The sequence below is a fragment of the Saccharospirillum sp. ABV4_185 genome, from assembly GCF_056159245.1.
Genome location: NZ_JBSWUW010000001.1, coordinates 3,580,009 through 3,601,133, shown reverse-complemented (window position 1 = coordinate 3,601,133; position 21,125 = coordinate 3,580,009). Strand labels below are relative to the sequence as shown.

Sequence of the window (21,125 nt, the reverse complement as noted above, 5' to 3'; positions counted from 1 at the left end):
GACACGCTCAACCCCAGGAGGTCGTCATGATTCATCTTCGCCCGGCCAACGAACGTGGCCACGCCCAACACGGCTGGCTGGATTCGCACCATACTTTTTCCTTCGCTAACTATTACGACCCGAACTACATGGGTTTTTCCGATTTGCGCGTTATCAATGACGACTGGGTGGCGCCGGGAACCGGCTTCGATACCCATGGTCATCGCGATATGGAAATCATCACCTACGTGCTCGAAGGCAGCATCGCCCATCGCGACACCATGAATAATGTGTCGCAACTGAAAGCTGGCGAAGTGCAGGTGATGAGCGCCGGCAGTGGCGTCATGCACAGCGAGTACAACGCCTCGGAAAGCGACCGGCTGAATTTTCTGCAGATCTGGGTGCTGCCCAATGTGGCCGGTGTTGAACCGCGTTATGCACAGCAGGATTTTTCCGGCTTGAGCGGCATCAACAGGATCGTTTCACCCGACGGCAGCGAGGGTTCACTGGCCATTCGCCAGGATGCCAGCCTGTATCAGGTGCGTCTGGAACGCGAAGCGCAAAGCTTCACCACGGCAGCGGATCGGTTGTATTACCTGCAGATTGCCCGCGGTGAAGTCAGCGTCAATGGCGTGACCATGAATGCTGGCGATGGCGCCTATATTGCCGAGGAGCCACAGCTGGTGTTCGAGGCCGACGATAGCGTTGATGCGCTGCTGTTCGAACTGCGCGGCCACTAAAGCGTTTTGAATTTAAGCTATAGTTGTTAATTGAAAACCTAATACCTTTAGGTTAATCTGCGCGCCGGTTGCTTCAGGAGACGGTGCTATGGCCGGTCGCGCAGGTTTAACAACATCCGTATTGATCCAGGCTGGCGCTGAGATGGCCGATGAACTGGGTTTTGAACAGGTCACGCTGTCGGCGCTCGCTCGCCGGTTTGACGTCAAGGTCGCCAGTCTTTATTCCCACCTGAAAAACTCCGCCGATTTAAAAGTCCGGTTGGCGCTGTTGGCGCTCGATGAACTGGCCGATCGCGCCGCTGAAGCCATCGCCGGCCGTTCCGGTAAGGACGCCTTGGTCGCACTGGCCAATGCCTATCGCGATTATGGTCAGGCGCATCCGGGGCGTTTTGTTGCTGCCCGTTACCCACTGAGTGACACCGAAGCGGCGGCCAGTTCCGGCGTCAAGCTGTCGCGTATGCTCGGTGCTGTGTTGCGCGGTTATGGTTTGAACGACACCGAACAGACTCACGCCATTCGTTTTCTGGGCAGCGTTTTTCTGGGTTACACCACGCTTGAATCGGCCGGTGGTTTTGCCCACACCGCCGTCGAGGCGCAAATCTCCTGGGAGCGAACTCTGGATGCGCTCGATCTGACTTTGCGTCACTGGCCGGTCGCCTGATGTCACTTTCAAGAACTATTGTGGAGCCAAGATGACCACTTCTTCCGATGCTCGGGTTACGCCGATGCAGCCCGATTTTATTAAAGGCGCCGCCGATATCGAACGCCGCGACCAGGCGCTGGTACCGCATCGTTTACCGGCCTGGGCGCGTGATTATTATTCCGATGCGGGCCTTGCCATGGCGCAATCCCAACCGTCCGGGGTGCGCATTGTGTTGCGCACGGGCGCACGCTGGATCGAGCTCGATACGCTTGTCTCGCGCTTTGGTTTTGTCGGTATGCCGCGCCGGCCCGAAGGGCAGTTTGAGTTGTGCGTTGATGGCCGGTCTTATGCGTTAGCGACGCCGACCAGCGCTACGGAAATCAGCTTCGATATGCAAAGTGGTCAGCCCCATCGCCAGCCAGGCGAGGTCAGTACGCTGAGGTTTGATGACTTGCCGCCAGGCGACAAACGCATCGAAATCTGGCTGCCGTACAACGAAACCGTCGAGCTGTTGCAACTGCGCAGCGACGCCGAACTGCACAGCGAGGCAACCTCCAGCCAACCGGTCTGGGTGCATTACGGCAGCTCCATCAGCCAGGGTTCCAATGCCGCCAGTGCGGCGGGTATCTGGCCGGCGCGGGTGGCCATGCAGGCCGGGCTCGATCTGGTCAATCTCGGTTTCAGTGGCAGCGCCATGCTCGATCCGTTTGTGGCGCGGGTGATTGCTGAGCAGCCAGCCGATCTGATCAGCCTGAAGATAGGCATTAATCTGGTGAATGCTGATGTGATGCGCGCACGAGCTTTTGGACCGGCGTTGCTGGGTTTTCTGGATATGATCCGGGACCGGCAACCGGAGACGCCACTGTTGGTGATCTCGCCGCTGTATTGTCCGATTCATGAAACCACGCCGGGCCCGGGTGCCTTTGATGTCGCCGCGCTGGCGCAGGGTCAGATTCGCTTTCAGGCGACCGGTAACGACGCAGACAGCGCCGCCGGCAAACTGACCTTGCAGTCGATCCGTACGCAACTGGCGGGTTTGGTGCGCAGGCGGATGCAAACCGACAAAAATCTGTTCTTTCTCGATGGTTGTGAACTCTATGGGCCGGACGATCATCAACGCTGGCCGCTGCCGGATGCGTTGCACCCAGGCCCGGAAGCGCACCAGTCGATTGCGCAGCATTTTATCGAGCGGGTGCCAGCGACCGGTTGGGCAAGATCGGTATTTGGTTAAAGCGATTGCGTGACGTTAATTGCCGGAATCGCTTCAGGCACTCTGCAATTGATCGAACTGTTCGCGGGCGCGATTGACCTGCTCCAGATTGTCATTGGTCCAGCGGTACAGCGCTTTGAAAGGCGTCAGCAGACTCCGGCCAATCGGCGTCAGTTCATATTCCACGGCCACCGGTGAACTGCTGATGACTTCGCGCGTGATAATGCCGTTACGTTCCAGTCGGCGCAGCGTTTGGGTCAGCGATTTTTGTGACACCCCTTCCAACTGGCGTTTGAGTTCATTGAATCGTTTTGGCTGATGTTCCAGCACCGTCAGAATCATCATGGTCCACTTATCGGCGATTTCGGCAAACAGCAAACGGTTGGGGCAGTTAACGGTGAAGGCAGGATCCATCGGCATGGGTGGTTACCTTGGGGTTACTTAGTGACTAATAAGTGCCTAATTTACACTAGGTATATAAAAGATACTATGTGCGTCTGTTAAACAAACACCTAGGAAACCTCTTTTTATGCAAGCCAAAGCAGTCGATACATCCGCTCTGTTTCAACCCCTTAATGTGGGTTCATTAACGCTGAAAAACCGCATCGTGATGGCGCCGATGACGCGCAATATGGCCAGCGATGGTGTTCCCGCTCAGACCAATGCCGATTATTACCGGCGCCGCGCCGAAGGTGAGGTGGGTCTGATTCTTTCCGAAGGCACGGTGATTAACCGTCCGGTATCGCGCAATGAACCGCACATTCCTTTCTTCCATGGCGATCAGGCTCTGGCTGGTTGGCAGGGCGTTATTGATGCCGTGCATCAGGCGGGCGGCAAGATGGGACCGCAACTCTGGCATACCGGCACCGCGCCCAGCAGCTCCGGTTGGAAGGCAGAGGGCGAGATGGAAAGTCCATCGGGTTTGTTTGCGCCGGATCAACCAGCCGGAAAGATCATGACCGAAAGCGATATCGTCGACACCATCGATGCCTTTGCACAGGCGGCGGCCGATGCTCAGCGTCTGGGTTTCGATGTCGCTGAACTGCATGGTGCTCATGGTTATTTGATTGATCAGTTTTTCTGGTCGCGAACCAATCAGCGCACCGATCATTGGGGCGGTAAAACGCTGGTGGAACGGTCCCGTTTTGCCGCAGAAGTGATTAAGGCGGTGCGTCGCGCAGTCGGCCCGGATTTTCCGTTGATCATTCGTCTCAGTCAGTGGAAACAACAGGATTACAGCGCTCGCCTGGCCGAAACGCCGGCTGAAATGGAACGCTGGTTAACAACGCTGGCCGAGGCTGGCGTGGATATTTTTCATTGCTCGCAACGTCGTTTCTGGGAACCTGAATTTCCGGACGTCGATGGTGAACAGGGTTTGAATTTCGCCGGTTGGGCGAAAAAGTTGACCGGTAAAACCACCATCAGCGTTGGTTCGGTGGGCTTGGATGGCGAGTTTCTCGGTGCCTTCGCTGGCCAGGGTTCGCAGCGTAGTGAGCTGGATCAGTTGGTGCAGCGTTTGGAGCGTGACGAATTCGATCTGATCGCGGTCGGCAGAGCATTGTTAAGCGACCCGAATTGGGTGCAGAAAGTGCAGCGCGGCGCCAACGAAGAACTGTCTGGTTTCAACCCGGCGCATTTGGCGGAATTGGTGTAATCGACTGAATAAAATCGGGATTCGGTAGGCAACGAATCCCGATTTAGCCGGCGTCTTTCAGGACGTTGATCAGCAACTGATCGAACGGAACCGGCCGACTGTAGCGATAACCTTGCAGGAAATCGCAGCCTTGTTCGGTCAGCCAACTTTCCTGAGCTTCGGTTTCCACCCCTTCGGCGACCACGGCCATGCCCAGGCCGCGCGCCAGACCGAGAATCGACAGCGTAATGGCGCAGTCATCGCGATCTGTGGGCAATTCCTTCACGAAAGAACGATCGATTTTCAGCTTGGCAAAGGGCAGGTGTTTGAGCCGCGCCAGCGACGAATAGCCGGTACCAAAATCGTCAATCGATAAACCCGAGCCCTGGTCCACTAGCTGTTTCAGCAGGTTGCGCAGGTTTTCGGTATCGGCCTTGATGACGTCTTCGGTGACTTCGAAATCGAAGCAATCGCCGCTCAAACCGTAGGCTTCGTAGACCTCTTTCAGGTGATTGGGTAATTCCGGATCGAGCAGTTGTTCCGGCGCTAAATTGATCGCCAGTTGTGGCAGTTTCATGCCAGCGAGTTGCGCCTGACGCAGATGGTCGCAGGCACGATGCATAACCGCCATGCCCAGGTCGGGCATCAGGCCTGCGGTTCGGGCGAGATCGAGAAAACGGATCGGCGGCAGTAAGCCATGACTGGGGTGATTCCAACGCACCAGAACTTCCAGCTGTACCAACTCACCGTCTTTCGCCCGCACGATGGGTTGATAGTGGACGTCCAGTTGCTGGTTGCGAATTGCCTGGCGCAATTGCGATTCCAGTTGGAAACGTGAGCGCGCATCGGCGGAGATGGAGCTGTTAAAGAACTGCGCCTGGCTGCGGCCCTTTTCCTTGGCGTGATACATCGCCGCTTCGGCGTGCTTCAGCAGGGTGTCGCTGTCCTGGCCGTCACCGGGCCAGATGCTGATGCCAATTGAGGCGGTGATGGCGATCAATTGATCGTGCAATTGCATCGGCGCTGACAAGGTATTGAGGATGCTCTGGCTCAGGTGGCGCAAATGCGTTTCGTCACTTTGGCGGCGAATCAGCATGATGAATTCGTCGCCGCCAACGCGGGCAATTTTGTCTTTGCCGGGAATGGACAGATGACGCAAGCGATTGGCGACTTCGCCGATGATCTGGTTGCCGACCACCTGTCCCATGCCGTCGTTGATGGCCTTGATGCGATCCAGATCAATCCACAGCAAGGCGAAAGGCGCATCCTGACGGGTGATGTGATGCAGGCGATCACGCAGCGAATTGAGGTTGGGCAGGCCGGTTAGGTTGTCGAAATGGGTGACGTAGTCGAGCTGTTGTTGTGATTCTGACCAGGCTTCGTGGGTGTTGATCAGGCTGATGGTGTCGGCAATGGCCGTGGCCAGCGAAATATCAGCGAGCGTCCAATCGCGCGGTTGCAGCGCCTCCAGGCAGATGACGCCACTGAGTTGACCGGCATCGAAAATGGGCACATCGAGCATGGCGTGGATGCCGGTCGGTATCAGGTAGTGGTTGTTAAAGGCTCGGGTTCTTGGGTCTTGCCGGGCATGACGGGCGTCGATGATGCGCGCTTCCATCAAAGCCTCGAAGTAGGCCGGATTGCCGGCGCGGGTCAGGTAGCTCGGTTCGAAACTGTGGCCGTCGCCGGAGCGGTAAAGAATTTCACTTTCAAGATCATCGCCGCCACTTTGCAGCCACCAGACGCTGACGCGGCCAACCTCAAGCAGGGATGCGCACAGGGATGTCAGAGCACTCAGCTTGTTGCGACGGGTATCCTGAACAAAGGCTTTGTCATGACACAGCTGCGTCAGGGCTTGATGGTATTCGATGAACTGCTGATTCGGATCCATAGGGCACCACAGTCGCCGACAATGGATTTCCTAGAATGGCAGTCTGGCCCAGCGCTGTCCAATGGTTAGCGCCTGCAGCCTTACCGTTCGAGTGCGTAGCTCAGCAGTAAACGAGTCAGGGCGATCAGGCTGTTCTGATGGGTGCGTTCATAACCGTGGGTGGCATCGGTGCCGAAGCCGACCAGGGCGGTCTGGACGTCGTAGCCGGCGTGCAGTGCCGACGAGCAATCGGAATGGTAGTGGCGGAACACATCGCGCACGTACGGCAATTGCAGGCGCTGGCAGTGTTGCTCCAGTTCGCTGAGCAATGTCCGGCTGTGTGGCCCCAGGCTGTCTTTGTAGCCGAGCGTAATGGCGTCTTCCAGACTGGCCTGATTGGCTGCGACCGGGGCAATATCCAGGCTGATTAGGCTGTGCAGGTCGCGCGGCAGAGCGGTGCCGGCACCCAGCCCGATTTCCTCGGCATTGGGGTAAGCCAGCAGCAGCGGTGAGCCGGGTTTGAGTCCGTTTTCTTTGAGCAGGGTGAGCATTTCCAAGGTGCAGGCGATGGCCGCCTTGTTGTCGAGAAAACGACTGTTGATATAGCCGTTGTTGATGTCTGGCCGGGCATCGAAGGTGACGATATCGCCCGGCTGAACACCTGCAGCCTGAGTTTGCTCGGCGCTGTTACTGGCAATATCGAGGCGCAGCGACAGCTGTTGCCAGGCGCTGGGTTGCTGATCAACGGCGTCGTTATAAGCATGGCCGGACGCCAGCAGCGGTAACACCGTGCCGCGAATCACGCCGCCATCCGCTTTTACCGATACCCGCGCGCCTTCTGCAAAGCGCGCCGACCAGGTGCCCAGCGGCGTCAGTTCCAGGCGGCCGTCGGTACGTATCGATTGCACCATGGCGCCGAGCGTATCCAGATGCGCCGCCAGGGCACGTTTGGGGTTTGCGCCGGTGGCGGCCAACACATTGCCGCGAGTGGTGGTGTGGACCTCAACCTCGAACTCACTCAGCCGGCGGCGCATTTCGGCTTCCATCGCGGCGGTGTCGCCGGTCGGGCTGTCGATGGCGAGCAGGTCGGTGAGTGTCTTGAGCAGTCGCTCGGTGTTGGGTTGCGGCAAGGCGGCAGTCATGCGGTTTCCTTGTTCCAGTCGAGCAGACAACGACGCAGTACTCGGGCGGCGGCATCGGCGTCGGCGGTGGTAATGGCTTCGTCGGGGTGATGGCTGAGGCCATCTTTGCAACGCACGAACAGCATGCCGATCTCGGTGAGGTGATTCATTGCCAGGCCATCGTGGCCGGCGCCGCTGAACAGATAGTGCGGCCAGAAACGTTCGGCTTCGATGGCCCGCGCCAGGCGTTGCTGTAACGCCGGTGCGCAACTGACTTCGCGCTGCTGGTAAACCAGTTGGTGTTGCCACTGGCAGGGCGTGGCGGCGATGCGTTCGTCCAGTTCAGCAAACAATTTTTCACGCGCAGCCAGGCGGGTTTCGGTCACTGGTGAGCGCAGTTCGATGGTCAGCTCGACCCGGCTGGGAATAACGTTGACGGCATTGGGCGTGACCGTCAGTTCGCCGACAACGCCGACCAGATCGTCGGTCTGGCGGCAATGTGCATCCAGGGTACGCACCACCTCGGTGGCGGCTACCAGCGCATCGCGGCGCAGTTCCATCGGTGTGGTGCCGGCATGGCCGGCCTTGCCGTCGAGGCGCACTTTATGGCGTTCGATGCCGGTAATGGCGGTGACCACGCCGATTGGCAGATCCAGCGATTCCAACACCGGGCCCTGTTCGATATGCACTTCCAGAAAACCGGCGATCTGTTTGGGGTTTCGCGCCAGAGTGGGAATCTTGTCCGGGTTGCTGCCCAGATCACGCAATGCCTGAGCGAGGGTGACGCCGTCGGCATCGGTCGCTTCAAGCATGGCCGCATCAAAAGTGCCGGCCAGCGCCGAGCTGCCGATCAGCGTCGAGGAAAAACGCGCGCCTTCTTCGTCGCTGAAGGCGACCAGTTCGATGTTCAGCGGCAGCGTTTCGCCACGCTGATGTAAGTCTTCCAGCACGACCAGCGGCAGCAGCACGCCGAGCATGCCGTCGTAAGCGCCGCCCTGGCGCACCGTATCCTGATGCGAACCGATGATCAGCGTTTTGGCACCGGGCACCGTCCTGGTGCGAGCTACCAGGTTGCCGGCGGCGTCCAGTTCGGTGTCGAGGCCAGCCTGGTGCATCCACTCGGTCAGGTCGTTGAGCACAGCACGATGCTCGGCGGTGCCCAGCAGGCGGGTGACGCCGGGGCCTGGCTCGGAGTGCTGAGCAGCCCGCTCGGACAGTTGCATGATGCGTTCGCCCATCTGCATCAGCGAATCTCCTCATTGCTGACATGCCCCGTTTTGGACGGATGGGCATAGGTTGGCACGCCGTCCAGAAACGCCTGAAAGGCATGCGCCTTGGTTTTGGTGTAGAGCGCTTTAAGCTGATCGATACAGCCGGCGTCGGCCCAATCGACGCGTAAATCGACCGGTGGTTTATCCGGGCTGTGCACGCGCAAGGCCGCACTGTGGGTGCCGCGCTGGTCACCACCTTCGGCTTCGCCGGCGGCCAGCGCAGCGAGCAAGCGTTCGTGCAATGGCAGGTCGGGGTGAGTGAGAAAGGCGTCGAGCATGGCGTCGATCACCGCCGGGCTGGTCAGAATATTGCCTGCTAAAGCCAGGTTCTGCTGACAGCGCTGGGTTTTCTCGTCCAGGTTGGCAGTGCCGGTGTGGGCTGCGGTGTTGCCGGCGGCATCGCAGACCAGAAACTGGCGCTGCATTTCGCCCTCGTCGGCATCGATCAGTTGCTGGCGCACCTGGTCGGCGCTGTGGCCCTGTTCGAGCAGCGCCAGACCCCGGTCGCCGTACAGCCAGTTGGTGAAGGCGCCCTGGGTGGCGATGGCGCCAACGCCCTGGCGCAGATGGGGAACAAAGCCGCCGACGGCAACACTGCCGGTGGCGGTGGCGACGCCCAGCGATCCGTTAGTCGGATCGCGGGCGACAAGCGAATAGGTCATACCTCTAGCCTGAAGTTGCTGCGATCTGCCTTGAATTTATCATCATAAAATTTGTTGCGTCCACTAATTTGTAGTGATAAATGTATTTGGCGTCAGCGTATCGAGCTGACCCGGCAATCGGTCGTGCAGAAGCCGAGCCGGGCAAATCACAATAACTCGAATCTTTCAGCGAGAGAGGCGCCTACCGTGAAAAAACTGATTCACTCCCTGACGCTGGGTGTGGCCGTCCTGGCGAGCGGGTCGCTTTGGGCACAAACGCCCTCGGACGTCCTGGTCGTGGGGCAAATTGCCGAACCCCAGTCGCTCGACCCCCATACTGTTACCGCCGTGAACGACTTCCGCATCCTGGTCAATATCTACGATGGCCTGGTGCGCTACGCCGACGGCACTTTGAATGTTGAACCGTCGCTGGCCGAAAGCTGGAGCATCAGCGACGACGGCCTGGAATACACTTTCGAGTTGCGCGAAGGCGTCGAATTCCACGACGGCACACCGTTCAACGCCGAGGCCGTGGTGTTCAACTTCGAGCGCATGCTCGATGAAAACCATCCTTATCACGACACCGGCCCGTTCCCGTTGTCGTTCAACTTCGGTCAGGTCGACACCGTGGAAGCGGTGGATGACTACGAAGTGACGTTCACGCTGTCTGAACCCTTCGCGCCCTTTTTGTCGAATCTGGCGTATCCGACCGGGCTGATTATTTCTCCGGCGGCGGTGCAGGAATACGGCCAGGACGTGGGTCGCCATCCGTCCGGCACCGGTGCTTTTAAATTCGAAGAATGGCAGGCCAATCAGCGCGTTGTGGTTAGCGCCAATGCCGATTACTGGGATGGCGCGCCGGACCTCGAAGCCGTGGTCTTCCGTCCGATTACCGATGCCAACACCCGAGTTGCCGAAATGCTCTCCGGTGGCATCGACATGATGGTGGAAGTGCCGCCGGATAACGTTGCCACCTTCGCCGAAGACGATGACTTTGAAGTCTACGAGCAGGCCGGCCCGCATCTGTGGTTCCTGATTCTGAACCTGAAGGAAGAACCGTTCAGCGACAAGCGCGTGCGTCAGGCAGTCAACTACGCCATCAACAAGCAGGCGTTGGTTGATAATGTGTTGCAGGGCACGGCCACCGTTGCCACCGGCCCGACGCCGCCCGCCTTCGGCTGGGCCTACAACGAAGAGCTGGAACCCTATCCGTACGACCCGGACATGGCGCGTGAGCTACTCGCCGAAGCTGGCGCTGAAGGCGCGGAAGTGACCTTCTACGTCACCGAAGGTGGCTCCGGTATGCTCGATCCGATTTCCATGGGCACCGCCATTCAGGCCGATCTGGCCGCTGTCGGTCTGGATGTAAACATCGAGACCTATGAATGGAATACTTTCCTCGGCCGCGTTAACCCGGGGCTGGAAGGCAAAGCCGATATGGCGGAAATGGCCTGGATGACCAACGATCCGGATACGCTGCCGTTCCTGGCATTGCGCACCGAAGCCTGGCCGGAAAACGGTGGTTTTAACTCCGGTTATTACTCCAATCCGGAAGTCGATGAATTGCTGAACCAGGCGCGCACCGCTACCGATCAGGACGAACGCGCAGCGCTCTATAAAGAGATGCAGGAAATCGTCTACGACGATGCTCCCTGGGCCTTTATTGCCAACTGGCAGCAGAACGCCGTAGCGACTGATGCGGTGGAGAATTTCTCCCTGCAACCGTCCTTCCTGTTGCAGTTGCATGATGTGAGTAAGCCTTGATGGTGTGTTGCGGGGCCTTTTAATTGGCCCCGTTTGTTGTTGTGGATTCTTCGTTGGTTATTGAGGCGGGAATCCGCAGCCACCTTGGGTAAGCTCTTTGGGGGCACGCCGATGTGTCGGACCATTCCAGGCAAAAGACGTCCTCCAAAGGGTCTACCCAAGATAACCGCTACTGACCGTGGTTTAAGTTGAAGTCACCACAGTCAGAGCAATCGACAGTGGGTGCGTTCTGACCGGCCGTCGATCACCATGGAAGGTGATCGCCGAGCTTACAGGGATGTACTTGCAGCGTGCCGGTCAGGACGTACCCACTGGCGGTTGCGTGCGCCTGACACTGTAATCACCCAGCTCATAAAACGGCCAAAACATCGGGGCATTTATGAACCCTTCCATAGCGGCCTACATCGGCCGACGACTTCTACTAACAGTGCCGGTTCTGTTCGGTCTAACCATCATCGTTTTTTTCATCATGGCGATGATTCCGGGCGATCCGGCGCTGGCCATTCTGGGTTCCTATGCGACGCCGGAAAATGTCGCTCAGGTAAATCAACAACTGGGCCTCGATAAACCCCTGGTGCAGCAATACACCACTTGGTTAGGCAATGTGTTGCAGGGCGATTTTGGTCGTTCCTATCGTCAGAACCGCGACGTGTTAGACATCATCGGCGAACGCTTCGGCGCGACCTTGATTCTGGCCGGTACCGCCCTGGTGCTCTGTTCCATTTTTGGCATGTTGGTCGGCATTATTTCCGCTGTGCGTCAGTACGGCTGGGCCGACAAGGTGCTTACGCTGATCGTGCTGATCGGAATTTCCACACCGGCCTTTTGGCTCGGTCTATTGCTGATTATGTTGTTCGCCGTGCAGCTGCGCTGGCTGCCGGCCAGTGGCATGTACGCCATCTATGGCGGTGGTGATCTGCCTGATCTAATTATTCATTTAATTCTTCCCGCCTCGACGCTGGCGTTTATTGCCACCGGCGTTATTGCGCGCTTAACACGCGCTTCCATGCTCGAAGTCTTGCGTCAGGATTATATTCGGACTGCCCGCGCCAAAGGCTTGCACGAACGTCGGGTTATTTATCGGCATGCATTTAAAGCGGCGCTGGTGTCCATCGTACCGGTCATTGGTATACAGGCCGGTTTTGTGTTGGGCGGCGCGGTTTATATCGAAACGGTTTTTCAATGGCCCGGTATCGGTTCCATGTTGGTGAACGCCATTTCCACGCGTGATTTGTTAGTGGTGCAGGGCGGCGTGCTGATCGTGGCGGCGGCTTATGTGTTGTTTAATCTGGTCGCCGATGTGGTCCAGGTTCTACTCGACCCGAGGGTGACGACATGACCACAGCCACCGCTTCCACACCGATGAAAAAACGCAGCGGTCGTGCCGGGCCTTTGGCGTTGCTGGTGCGTAATCGACTGGCTGCTTTTGGCCTGGTCGTCATCCTGGCGGTTATTGCGCTGGTGCTGGTGACGCCCTGGCTGCCACTGGCCGACCCCGATATCACCGAACTCGCCAATCGCTTGCAACCTCCTTTCAGTGGCGGCCACTTTTTAGGCACCGATCAGCTCGGTCGCGATCTATTATCGCGTCTGTTGTGGGGCACTCGCGTTTCACTCGCCGTTGGCATTGCTGCCACTCTGGTTGCGGCCTTTTTCGGCTCGCTGATCGGCCTGGTCGCCGGTTATTTTGGGGGCCGCATCGACGGCAGTCTGATGCGCGGCATCGACATGCTGATGGCCTTTCCCTACATCCTGCTGGCGCTGGCGATTGTCGCCGCACTCGGCCCCGGTTTGATGAATGCTCTCTACGCCATTGCCATCGTTAATATTCCCTTCTTCGCGCGGAATGTACGCGGCGTGGTAGTGACCTTGCGCAATCGGGAGTTCGTTGATGCAGCACGCTTATCCGGCAAAGGTGACGCGCGCATTTTGCTCAGCGAAGTGCTGCCCAATGTGTTACCGGTGATCGTTATCACCATGTCGACCACCGTCGGCTGGATGATTCTGGAAACTGCCGGCCTGTCGTTTTTGGGTTTGGGTGCGCAACCACCAACGGCTGATCTGGGTTCGATTCTCGGCGAAGGCCGCAGCCTGATTATCAATGCACCACACGTTGCCAGCCTCGCCGGTCTGGTGATTTTTATTCTGGTGATGAGCATTAATCTGCTGGGCGACGGCGTGCGCGATGCGCTCGATCCGCGCCTGAAAGCCGGTGCCTTGCGCCGGCCTGCCGCCCGAACCGAAGTGGCCAGGGCGGCACGCCAACCGGCCAGCGGCGAACAGAATGGCTTGCTGGAGGTGAAGGATTTACGCACCGAATTTCATCTGGGTGGCAGCGTGCATCAGGCCGTGAATGGCCCGAGTTTCAGCATTCAGCCGGGTGAATGTCTGGGCATTATCGGTGAATCCGGTTCCGGTAAATCGGTGACCGCCATGTCGTTATTGGGATTAGTTGCGTCGCCGCCGGGGGTGATTGTCGACGGTCAGGTGAACTACAAAAACGCCAATATTCTCGGCGTTAATGACGAACAACTGCGCTCGCTGCGCGGCGGTGAACTGGCGTATATTTTTCAGGACCCGCTGTCGACCTTGCATCCGCTGTTCAGCATTGGCGATCAGTTGGTTGAAGCGATGCGCGCCCATGCGCTGATCAGTCATCGCAGCGCCTGGAAACGCGCTGTTGAGCTGCTGGAGTCGGTGCGTATTCCCAACGCAGCGCAACGCGCCAAACTCTATCCGCATCAGTTGTCGGGTGGTATGCGTCAGCGTGTGTCTATTGCCATGGCGTTGGCGAATGAACCGCAACTGATTATTGCCGATGAACCGACCACGGCGTTGGATGTGACGGTTCAGGCGCAGGTGTTGCGGCTGCTCAATCAATTGCGTCGTGAGCGTAACGCCAGCCTGATGTTTATTACCCACGACTTCGGTGTGGTCTCGGAAATCTGTGACCGGGTAGCGGTGATGTACGCCGGTGAAATTGTTGAAATCGGGCCCGTGGCGGAAGTGCTCGCCAAGCCGGCGCATCCCTACACACGCCGGCTGATCGAATGCGTGCCGGACATCCGCAAAGGCGGCACCGAGCTGGCCGAAATTCCCGGCCTGCCACCGACCGTCAGCGACCTGCCGGTCGGCTGTAAATTCGCCGATCGCTGCGACCGTGTGACCGATATCTGCCGCCAGTCTCCCATCGAATTAACGACCCTGACCGAAGCGCGACAGGCGCGCTGTATTTTCGCGCGGGAGGTGCTATGAACAAGCTCGAAGTGAGTGAACTGGTCAAGCGTTTTGGCGGTGGCCGCAACTTGTTCGGCCAATCGACACCTGCCGTTCATGCGGTGCGCAATCTTGGTTTTGAGGTGAAGCCGGGTGAAATTCTCGGCATTGTCGGGGAGTCTGGCTGCGGCAAATCGACGTTGGCGCGTATGTTGGTCGGGCTTGATCAGCCGACCGATGGCAGCATTCATCTCGATGGCGAACCGCTGGCCAAGGCCGGTAAAAAAGTCGATCTGAAACAGCTCTCGCGTAAGGTGCAGTACATTTTTCAGGACCCAAATAGTTCGCTCAATCCGCGCAAAACTATTCGCGATATTCTGTCAGCGCCCTTGATTCATCTGCGCCATTTAAATGCCGACCAGCGCGAACAACGATTGCTAGAGCTGATGACTCACGTCAACCTGCGCCCGGAATTTCTCGACCGTTATCCGCACGAATTTTCCGGTGGTCAGGCGCAACGTATCGGCATCGCCCGGGCGCTGGCGGCGGAGCCGGATGTGTTGGTTTTGGATGAACCGGTGTCGGCGCTGGACGTCTCGGTACAAGCTCAGGTGCTCAACTTGCTTAAGCGCTTGCGCGATGAATTCCAGCTGACCTATCTGTTTATCAGCCACGATCTGGGTGTGGTGCGAAATTTCTGCGACCGGGTGGTGGTGATGTATTTCGGCCGTATTGTCGAACAGGGCCGGGTCGATGATCTGTTCGAACAGCCGCGTCATCCATACACCCAGCGGTTGCTCGACTCGGTGCCCGGCAATACCGAACTGCGGCTGCCGCCGGAAAGCGATGCGGTGGTGTTACCCGACCCGTTCGACCCGCCGCCAGGCTGTGCCTTTGAACCACGCTGTCCATTTGCTCAGGCGGACTGCGCGCGCAGTGATCCGACCTTAATTGAAGTGGACTCTGGCCAGCGATTGGCGTGCTATCATCCGCCGGATAATCATTGAACCGAATGCTTCTATGACCAAACGTTCCGATCAGGTAACCGATGCACTCAAGGCGATGATCGCCGAACACCGGCTTAAACCCGGCGATCGGCTGCCGCAGGAAAAGACACTGATGGAAGACTTCGGCGCTGCCAAAGGTACGGTACGCGAAGCCTTAAAAGCATTGGAAACCCAGGGCCTGATTGTCACCCGAACCGGACCGGGCGGTGGCGCCTTCGTCGCCGACGTACCGCCGGATCGGGCTATGTCGTTATTGGCGAATTATTTCTACTTCAAGCAGATCACCATTCACGACATCTACCAGTTGCGCATTCACCTGGAACCGGAGATGGCGGCGTCGGTGGTCGGTCGGTTAAGTGACGAGGATTTCCGCCGCCTGCAAACGACCATGACGGTTTATGATGTGCCGCCCACTAACCAACAGGAAGAGCATGCGTTGCGTCTGGCGGAGCTGAGTTTCCACGAAGTGCTGGTCGATCTGTGCCCGAATCCTATTCTCAGTTTTACCTGCCATTTTTTGCTCGGTCTGCTGAAAAACCTACGCTTGTGTCACGACATCTACGATCTGCCCAATCCGGAATTATGGGAAACCGGTAAGTACTATCAGATGCAGTTAATCGGTGCGCTCAAGCGTGAAAACGAAGCGGATGTGCGGCGCATTATGCGTGAGCATATGCAACGTGCCGAAGCGCTGATGCAAGAGCAGGAGACCATTGTTTTGGATGGTTTTCTGCCCGCCTAAACGTCCTGAAACTCAGCCATATTCCGGCATTATAGGTGTGGCGCGGGCGTCGCGTTTGGGCGGCCGGCCGAACATGCGGGCGTATTCACGGCTGAATTGTGATGCGCTTTCGTAGCCGGTGGCGTAGGCGGCGCTTTCGACTTTGGCGCCTTCGGTGAGCAACAACCGGCGCGCTTCTAACAATCGTAATTGTTTTTGATATTGCAGCGGCGTCATGTCAGTGGCGGCTTTGAACTGGCGATGAAAACTCGACAGACTCAGCCTTGCTTGTGCCGCTAATTCTTCCAGCCTTAAAGGCGCAATAAAATCATTTCGGATGCGGTGGATGGCGCGCATGATCGGTGCCGGATGGTCGTGTCCCAAGGTCAGCGCCACCAGGGTATTGCCGTAAGGTCCGCTGAGCAGCCAGTACGCCAGTTCGCGTTGAATCAGTGGCGCCAGGATAGGAATGGCATCGGGCTGGTCGAGCAATTGCACCAGTCGCAACACGCAGTCCTCCAGTCTTTCATCCAGTTCAATCACCAGGGCGCTGCCCGTCTTGGCGTTTGCTGCCTGTGGCGGTGGCTCAAGTTGATTGTAGACATCGCGCAGAATAACCGGGTCGAGTTCGACCACCGCACCGAGAAAAGGCGCCTCCGGGCTGGCCTGAATAATGCGACCGACCGACGGCAATTCCATATTCACCAGCAACGCTTGGCCGGCTTGAAAGGTATGCGGCTGTTCGCCAAAGCTGGTTTGTTTGCTGCCTTGAGTGGCGATGCAGAGCGATGGCTGGGTGAGGATGTGCTTGGGGTCATCCGGTACCTCGGCACGCAGCAATACCAGACCATCGATGGCGGTCAGCCAGGGGTTTTCGCCCGGGTTTTGTTCAGTGTAGGCGGCAATGGCTTGGTTCAGTCGGCTGGACATACGTACCTCCGTGACGCTCAGGGCCGCCATGATAGAGAAATCGATATGACATGAATAGGCATAAAATACCCGATTTCCGGCGTTAATATCGGCAGGTTGATGACATTAAATGGCAGGCGTTCACTGAAGAGGAGCCACTGTCATGAACGCATCCACTCAATCCATCGCATTGATCACCGGCGGCAGCCGCGGCCTGGGCCGTGAAACTGCCTTGAATCTCGCCCAGCGTGGCGTCGATGTGATTTTTACCTACCAGAACAACGCATCGGCGGCCGCTGAGGTAGTCGGGCAGATTGAAGCAAAAGGTCGTCGGGCCATCGCTTTGCAACTGGATACCGGTGTCAGCGATAGCTTCGCGGCTTTTGCTCAGTCCCTGACTGAAGCGCTGTCTGAGCTTGGTTCCGACCGTCTGGATTTTCTGGTCAACAACGCCGGTGGTTCGCACCATGCGCTTATCGCCGAAGTTGCCGAAAACGATCTGGATATTTTGTATCAGGTGCATTTCAAAGGCGTCTTTATGCTCACCCAGACCGTGTTGCCGCTGATCCGCGACGGCGGTGCCATCGTCAATATCTCCACGGGACTGACCCGTATTATCTACCCGGGCAGCGCGGCCTATGGCGCCATGAAAGGCGCGGTGGAAGTCTTCACCCGTTACCTGGCGAAAGAGCTGGGTCCGCGTGGCATTCGCGTCAACGTGGTAGCGCCGGGTGCGGTGCAGACCGATTTCAGCGGCGGCATGGTGCGCGACAATCCTGAGGTCAACCAGGCGGTGGCATCGGTAACGGCTCTGGGGCGTCCTGGTCTGCCGAGCGATATTGGCCCGATGATCGCCTCGCTGTTATCTGAGGATAATCGTTGGATCAACGCCGAGCGCATCGAAGTCTCCGGCGGCATGGCGATCTGATCGTTTACCGTTGATATTTCCCTCGCACAGGCTATCGCCGGCGTTGCCGTATCGTTAGGCTGGTGGTTGGGCCGGGTCGTTGTGCACAACCATTAGAGGGGAATATCGCAGTATGAAAATTCTGATCATCGGCGCTGGTGTGATTGGCGTCACCACTGCCTGGACGCTGCAACGGCGTGGCCATGACGTTACCGTTGTCGATAAAGCCAGTTCTGCGGCGTTGGAGACCAGTTACGCCAATGCCGGTCAGCGTTCTTATGGTCATGTCTCGCCCTGGGCGTCGCCGTCGATGATTCGTCAGGCGCTGCCTTCGATGCTGCGCAGTGAAGGTCCGCTGAAACTGAAGCTGTTGCCCTCCGGTCGGATGATTCAGTTCCTCATCAGCATGACCCGTTTTGCCGGCCAGCCAGCGCTGTTCCGGCGCAACCATGAAGCCATGCTGCGGCTGGCGCAATTCAGTCGCGAACAATTTCTGGCGTTGGAAGACGCCGAACCTTTCGACTTCGATGGCGGCCATCGCGGCCTGCTGAAGCTCGCCAACACCGAAGCCGATAAGCGCGAACTGCTGCATATCGGTGAGCTGTTAACGCGCCTGGGTATCGATAACCGCTGGCTCGATCCGGATGAAACCCTCGCTCAGGAACCGGGGTTGTCGCCTGACATCGCCGGCAGTCTGCTGGTGCCCGGTGATGGCACGGGCGATTGCCAGCGCTTTACCGAACGTCTGGCTGAACGCGCGGCGGCTGCGGGTGTGCAGTTTCGTTATCGCACTGAAGCTACTCATCTACGTACCGATGATAAAACCTTGCACTCGGTGCAACTCACCGGCCCAGAGGGCGAACAATGGTTTGACGCTGACGCCTTTGTGATCTGCGCAGGCTGTGGCAGCCGCGAACTGGCGTTTTCGCTGGGCGTGCATCTGCCTATTTATCCGGTCAAAGGTTATTCGCTGACCGCGCCTGTTGCCGATGCTTCTCGTGCGCCGCAATCAACGCTGATCGACGAAAGCCGCAAGGTCGCCATCACCCGGCTTGGTGATCGGGTACGCGTCACCGGCTTTGCGGAACTGGCCGATTTCGATCGTCGCTTGCTGCCGCGCCGTTTGAAATCCATTCGCGACAGTCTGGAGCAGCGCTTCCCCGGCGCTGCCCAATGGGATAAGGCCGAACCCTGGACCGGCTTCCGGCCGATGACGCCGGATGGCCCGGCGGCTATTGGCCTCGGTCGGCAAAGCAACGTCTACTACAACACTGGCCACGGCACCTGGGGCTGGACCCTGGCCATGGGCAGCGCTGAAATTATTGCGCAGCAGATTGCCGGTGAAGAACCGTCAGTCGAGATGACCGCCTTCCGTCCGCGTCGTTATACCGGCGGTCTGGCGTGAGCTGAGACGATTTAGCCGCTAGCGTCAGGGCTTTGTTATACTGACTCGTTAATCTTGGCTAAAGGCGAGGGCGGTAGTGAAACGACCCCCCAGCAAAAAAGACATCCGTCACGACCTGGAAGACCAGGTCGAGGCCTTTCTGCGTGAAGGCGGCGAGATCGAGTGGGTGGACCGTGGTCGCTCCGGGCTGGAAGCCAACAAGCCGTGGAGCAATCCGTTCCATGCCTCACCCAGCGATGAACCTAAATCGTCGCGCACCCCGGTGCCAGAAGTGGTTGCTGCTATCGATTCGCGCAAACAGAAAAAACCGCCCCAGACCACCCGCAACCAGCGCCGCCCCCGCAAGCAATGGATCTACGACGATTTTGGCGAACCGGTGCGTTGGGTGTGGAAGGAATAAGCACTCACTCGCCGGCTTTGATCCAGTCGGCGGCGCGCTCGGCGAGCATCACCGTCGGTGCGTTGGTATTTCCGCCAATCAGCGTCGGCATGACGCTGGCGTCGACCACTCTTAAACCCTCCATCCCGCGAACGCGAAAGCGTTGATCTACCACCGCTGCGTCATCGACGCCCATACGGCAGCTGCCCACCGGGTGATAAATGGTATCGGCGCGCTGGCGGATGGCAGCTATTAACTCATCGTCGCTGGCGTTGTCAGCCACAAAAAACGGCCGCCCGCGAAATCGATCCATAGCGTTTTGCTGGATGATATGACGAGCCTGTTTAACGCCTGCCAGCAACACCGGCAGGTCGCGCTCGTCGCTGAGAAAACCCATCTCCAGGCGTGGCGACGCCAGAGGGTTGGCGCTGTGCAAACCCACCCGACCACGCGAATGGGGGCGCAGCTGGCAGGCGTGCAGACTGAACCCCTGGCCGTAGTGTGGGCGTCGGTTGTGGTCATCGCCGGGGCTGATCAGGAAATGCAGCTGGATATCGGGGCGGTCGAGTTCGGGCCGGGTTTTGATAAAACCGCCCGCCTCAGCGCCGTTGGTGGTCCAGATGCCCCGGCCACGCGCCAGTTTCGGCAGATCCAGGGCCAGCCGCGCCAAACCGGTCAGGCTGTAACCCACCAGGTGTGACGAAGAACTGCGCCAGCTGCTAAGAAAATCCAGGTGGTCCTGAAGATTGGCACCGACCTCAGCGCGCTCCAGTTTCACATCGATGCCATGGCGCTCCAGTTCTGCTCTCGGGCCGATGCCCGACAGCATTAATAGTTGCGGCGATTGAAAGGCGCCCGCGCTGAGGATGACTTCGCGTCGGCAATAAAAATCTTGCGGCGCCGAGCGACCGCCTTGTACACGCACTCCGGTTACTCGACTGTCGCTCAGCAGCAATTGGGTGGCCCGAGTGCGTGTTAAAATGGTCAGGTTCGGGCGCTCCACAATGGGGTGCAGAAAGGCGCTGGCGACACTGCAGCGGCGGCCATTGTGCTGTGTGACCTGATAGCGACCAACGCCCTCCTGAAACTCGCCGTTAAAGTCGTCGTTGTGAGACCAGCCCGCTTGCTGGCCGGCGGCGATAAACGCATCGACGACCGGATTCGGATAACGCAGATCATTCACCGCCAGTGGTCCGTCCTGACCGTGGAAGGCGTCGTCGCAGCGGCCGTTAGCTTCGCTGTGACGAAACCAGGGCAGCACTTCGTTCCAGCCAAAGTCGGTTAAGCCAAGTTGTGCCCAGTCGTTGTAATCGTCGTGATGACCGCGCGTGTAGATCATGGCGTTAATGGCGCTGCTGCCACCCAAAGCCTTACCGCGCGGCTGATAACCACGCCGTCCGTTTAAGGCCGCCAGGGGTTCGGTATCAAAGGCCCAGTTATGCAGTTTTGTCGGCACACTGAGGGCGATGCCAATGGGCCATTGAATCACGGCGCTGCGGCCATTGCCGCCGGCTTCAATCAGCAGTACCTGGTGACCTGGGTCTTCCGATAAGCGAGCGGCCAACACCGCACCGGCTGAACCGCCGCCGACGATGATGGTGTCGAACGTATTTGTCATTATTGTTAGCAGATGGCTGTCGACGGCCATTAACCTAGGCTGGTCTTGGTCAGACCACAAGACGGCGGCCCGCCGCACAGATGATTTGGTC

Annotated in this window: 19 protein-coding genes; 12 read left to right on the top strand and 7 right to left on the bottom strand. The window is 58.3% G+C overall.

From position 1 onward, the window contains the following. Positions 1–26 precede the first annotated feature (26 nt). The 3 genes from ACXAE6_RS17100 (at position 27) to ACXAE6_RS17090 (ending at position 2,593) form a co-directional block, all read left to right on the top strand. A complete protein-coding gene (locus tag ACXAE6_RS17100; protein WP_475151646.1) occupies positions 27–719 on the top strand; it encodes a pirin family protein in 693 nt (230 codons plus the stop codon). Between the two features lie 88 nt (positions 720–807). After that, complete coding sequence (locus ACXAE6_RS17095) at positions 808–1,380, top strand: TetR/AcrR family transcriptional regulator (RefSeq protein WP_475151642.1); 573 nt, start codon at positions 808–810, stop codon at positions 1,378–1,380. A 31-nt stretch (positions 1,381–1,411) separates the two neighbouring features. After that, positions 1,412–2,593 carry a GDSL-type esterase/lipase family protein gene (locus ACXAE6_RS17090; RefSeq protein ID WP_475151638.1) on the top strand — a complete coding sequence of 394 codons (1,182 nt, stop codon included), beginning with the start codon at positions 1,412–1,414 and terminating at the stop codon, positions 2,591–2,593. A 33-nt stretch (positions 2,594–2,626) separates the two neighbouring features. On the opposite strand, the gene ACXAE6_RS17085 is transcribed toward ACXAE6_RS17090, so the two are convergent. Further along, positions 2,627–2,992, bottom strand: a complete 366-nt coding sequence (locus ACXAE6_RS17085; protein WP_475151636.1) for a winged helix-turn-helix transcriptional regulator — start codon at positions 2,990–2,992, stop codon at positions 2,627–2,629. A 109-nt stretch (positions 2,993–3,101) separates the two neighbouring features. Between ACXAE6_RS17085 and ACXAE6_RS17080 the strand changes: the two genes are divergently transcribed. Next, the gene (locus ACXAE6_RS17080; RefSeq protein WP_475151634.1) at positions 3,102–4,226 is read left to right on the top strand and encodes an NADH:flavin oxidoreductase; all 1,125 of its coding nucleotides are present in this window, start codon (positions 3,102–3,104) and stop codon (positions 4,224–4,226) included. Positions 4,227–4,269: 43 nt separating this feature from the next. Here the strand turns inward: ACXAE6_RS17080 and ACXAE6_RS17075 are convergent, their stop codons facing one another. The 4 genes from ACXAE6_RS17075 to ACXAE6_RS17060 all read right to left on the bottom strand — a co-directional run bounded on the left by ACXAE6_RS17075 (position 4,270) and on the right by ACXAE6_RS17060 (position 9,129). Continuing rightward, positions 4,270–6,096: a putative bifunctional diguanylate cyclase/phosphodiesterase gene (locus ACXAE6_RS17075; protein WP_475151632.1), complete on the bottom strand. Its 1,827-nt coding sequence runs from the start codon at positions 6,094–6,096 to the stop codon at positions 4,270–4,272. 80 nt (positions 6,097–6,176) lie between these two features. Beyond that, positions 6,177–7,217, bottom strand: a complete 1,041-nt coding sequence (locus ACXAE6_RS17070) for a zinc-binding metallopeptidase family protein (RefSeq protein WP_475151628.1) — start codon at positions 7,215–7,217, stop codon at positions 6,177–6,179. Next, positions 7,214–8,440 carry a M20 family metallo-hydrolase gene (locus ACXAE6_RS17065; protein WP_475151625.1) on the bottom strand — a complete coding sequence of 409 codons (1,227 nt, stop codon included), beginning with the start codon at positions 8,438–8,440 and terminating at the stop codon, positions 7,214–7,216. The genes ACXAE6_RS17070 and ACXAE6_RS17065 overlap by 4 nt, the downstream gene beginning before the upstream one ends. Continuing rightward, entirely contained in the window at positions 8,440–9,129 is a 690-nt protein-coding gene (locus tag ACXAE6_RS17060) for a DUF1028 domain-containing protein (RefSeq protein ID WP_475151622.1), read from the bottom strand. The genes ACXAE6_RS17065 and ACXAE6_RS17060 overlap by 1 nt, the downstream gene beginning before the upstream one ends. Before the next feature lie 186 nt (positions 9,130–9,315). Between ACXAE6_RS17060 and ACXAE6_RS17055 the strand changes: the two genes are divergently transcribed. The 5 genes from ACXAE6_RS17055 to ACXAE6_RS17035 all read left to right on the top strand — a co-directional run bounded on the left by ACXAE6_RS17055 (position 9,316) and on the right by ACXAE6_RS17035 (position 15,837). Then, positions 9,316–10,872 carry an ABC transporter substrate-binding protein gene (locus ACXAE6_RS17055; protein WP_475151620.1) on the top strand — a complete coding sequence of 519 codons (1,557 nt, stop codon included), beginning with the start codon at positions 9,316–9,318 and terminating at the stop codon, positions 10,870–10,872. Positions 10,873–11,251: 379 nt separating this feature from the next. Further along, positions 11,252–12,211, top strand: a complete 960-nt coding sequence (locus ACXAE6_RS17050) for an ABC transporter permease (RefSeq protein WP_475151617.1) — start codon at positions 11,252–11,254, stop codon at positions 12,209–12,211. Beyond that, positions 12,208–14,127: a dipeptide/oligopeptide/nickel ABC transporter permease/ATP-binding protein gene (locus ACXAE6_RS17045; protein ID WP_475151614.1), complete on the top strand. Its 1,920-nt coding sequence runs from the start codon at positions 12,208–12,210 to the stop codon at positions 14,125–14,127. The genes ACXAE6_RS17050 and ACXAE6_RS17045 overlap by 4 nt, the downstream gene beginning before the upstream one ends. Further along, positions 14,124–15,095, top strand: coding sequence for an ABC transporter ATP-binding protein (locus tag ACXAE6_RS17040; protein ID WP_475151610.1), 972 nt, complete (start codon positions 14,124–14,126; stop codon positions 15,093–15,095). The genes ACXAE6_RS17045 and ACXAE6_RS17040 overlap by 4 nt, the downstream gene beginning before the upstream one ends. A 13-nt stretch (positions 15,096–15,108) precedes the next feature. Next, on the top strand, positions 15,109–15,837 hold the full coding sequence (locus ACXAE6_RS17035) for a FadR/GntR family transcriptional regulator (protein ID WP_475151607.1): 729 nt from the start codon (positions 15,109–15,111) through the stop codon (positions 15,835–15,837). A gap of 12 nt (positions 15,838–15,849) precedes the next feature. On the opposite strand, the gene ACXAE6_RS17030 is transcribed toward ACXAE6_RS17035, so the two are convergent. Continuing rightward, a complete protein-coding gene (locus tag ACXAE6_RS17030) occupies positions 15,850–16,746 on the bottom strand; it encodes an AraC family transcriptional regulator (RefSeq protein WP_475151604.1) in 897 nt (298 codons plus the stop codon). A 142-nt stretch (positions 16,747–16,888) separates the two neighbouring features. On the opposite strand from ACXAE6_RS17030, the gene ACXAE6_RS17025 reads away from it, so the two are divergent. The 3 genes from ACXAE6_RS17025 (at position 16,889) to ACXAE6_RS17015 (ending at position 19,437) form a co-directional block, all read left to right on the top strand. Continuing rightward, entirely contained in the window at positions 16,889–17,653 is a 765-nt protein-coding gene (locus ACXAE6_RS17025) for an SDR family NAD(P)-dependent oxidoreductase (RefSeq protein WP_475151600.1), read from the top strand. A gap of 112 nt (positions 17,654–17,765) precedes the next feature. Continuing rightward, positions 17,766–19,037 (top strand): D-amino acid dehydrogenase, encoded by a 1,272-nt coding sequence (locus ACXAE6_RS17020; protein WP_475151594.1) that lies wholly within the window; start codon positions 17,766–17,768, stop codon positions 19,035–19,037. 76 nt (positions 19,038–19,113) lie between these two features. Then, positions 19,114–19,437, top strand: coding sequence for a hypothetical protein (locus tag ACXAE6_RS17015; protein ID WP_475151590.1), 324 nt, complete (start codon positions 19,114–19,116; stop codon positions 19,435–19,437). A gap of 4 nt (positions 19,438–19,441) precedes the next feature. Here ACXAE6_RS17015 and ACXAE6_RS17010 read toward each other — a convergent pair whose 3' ends face one another. After that, on the bottom strand, positions 19,442–21,034 hold the full coding sequence (locus ACXAE6_RS17010) for a GMC family oxidoreductase (protein ID WP_475151585.1): 1,593 nt from the start codon (positions 21,032–21,034) through the stop codon (positions 19,442–19,444). Positions 21,035–21,125 lie beyond the last annotated feature (91 nt).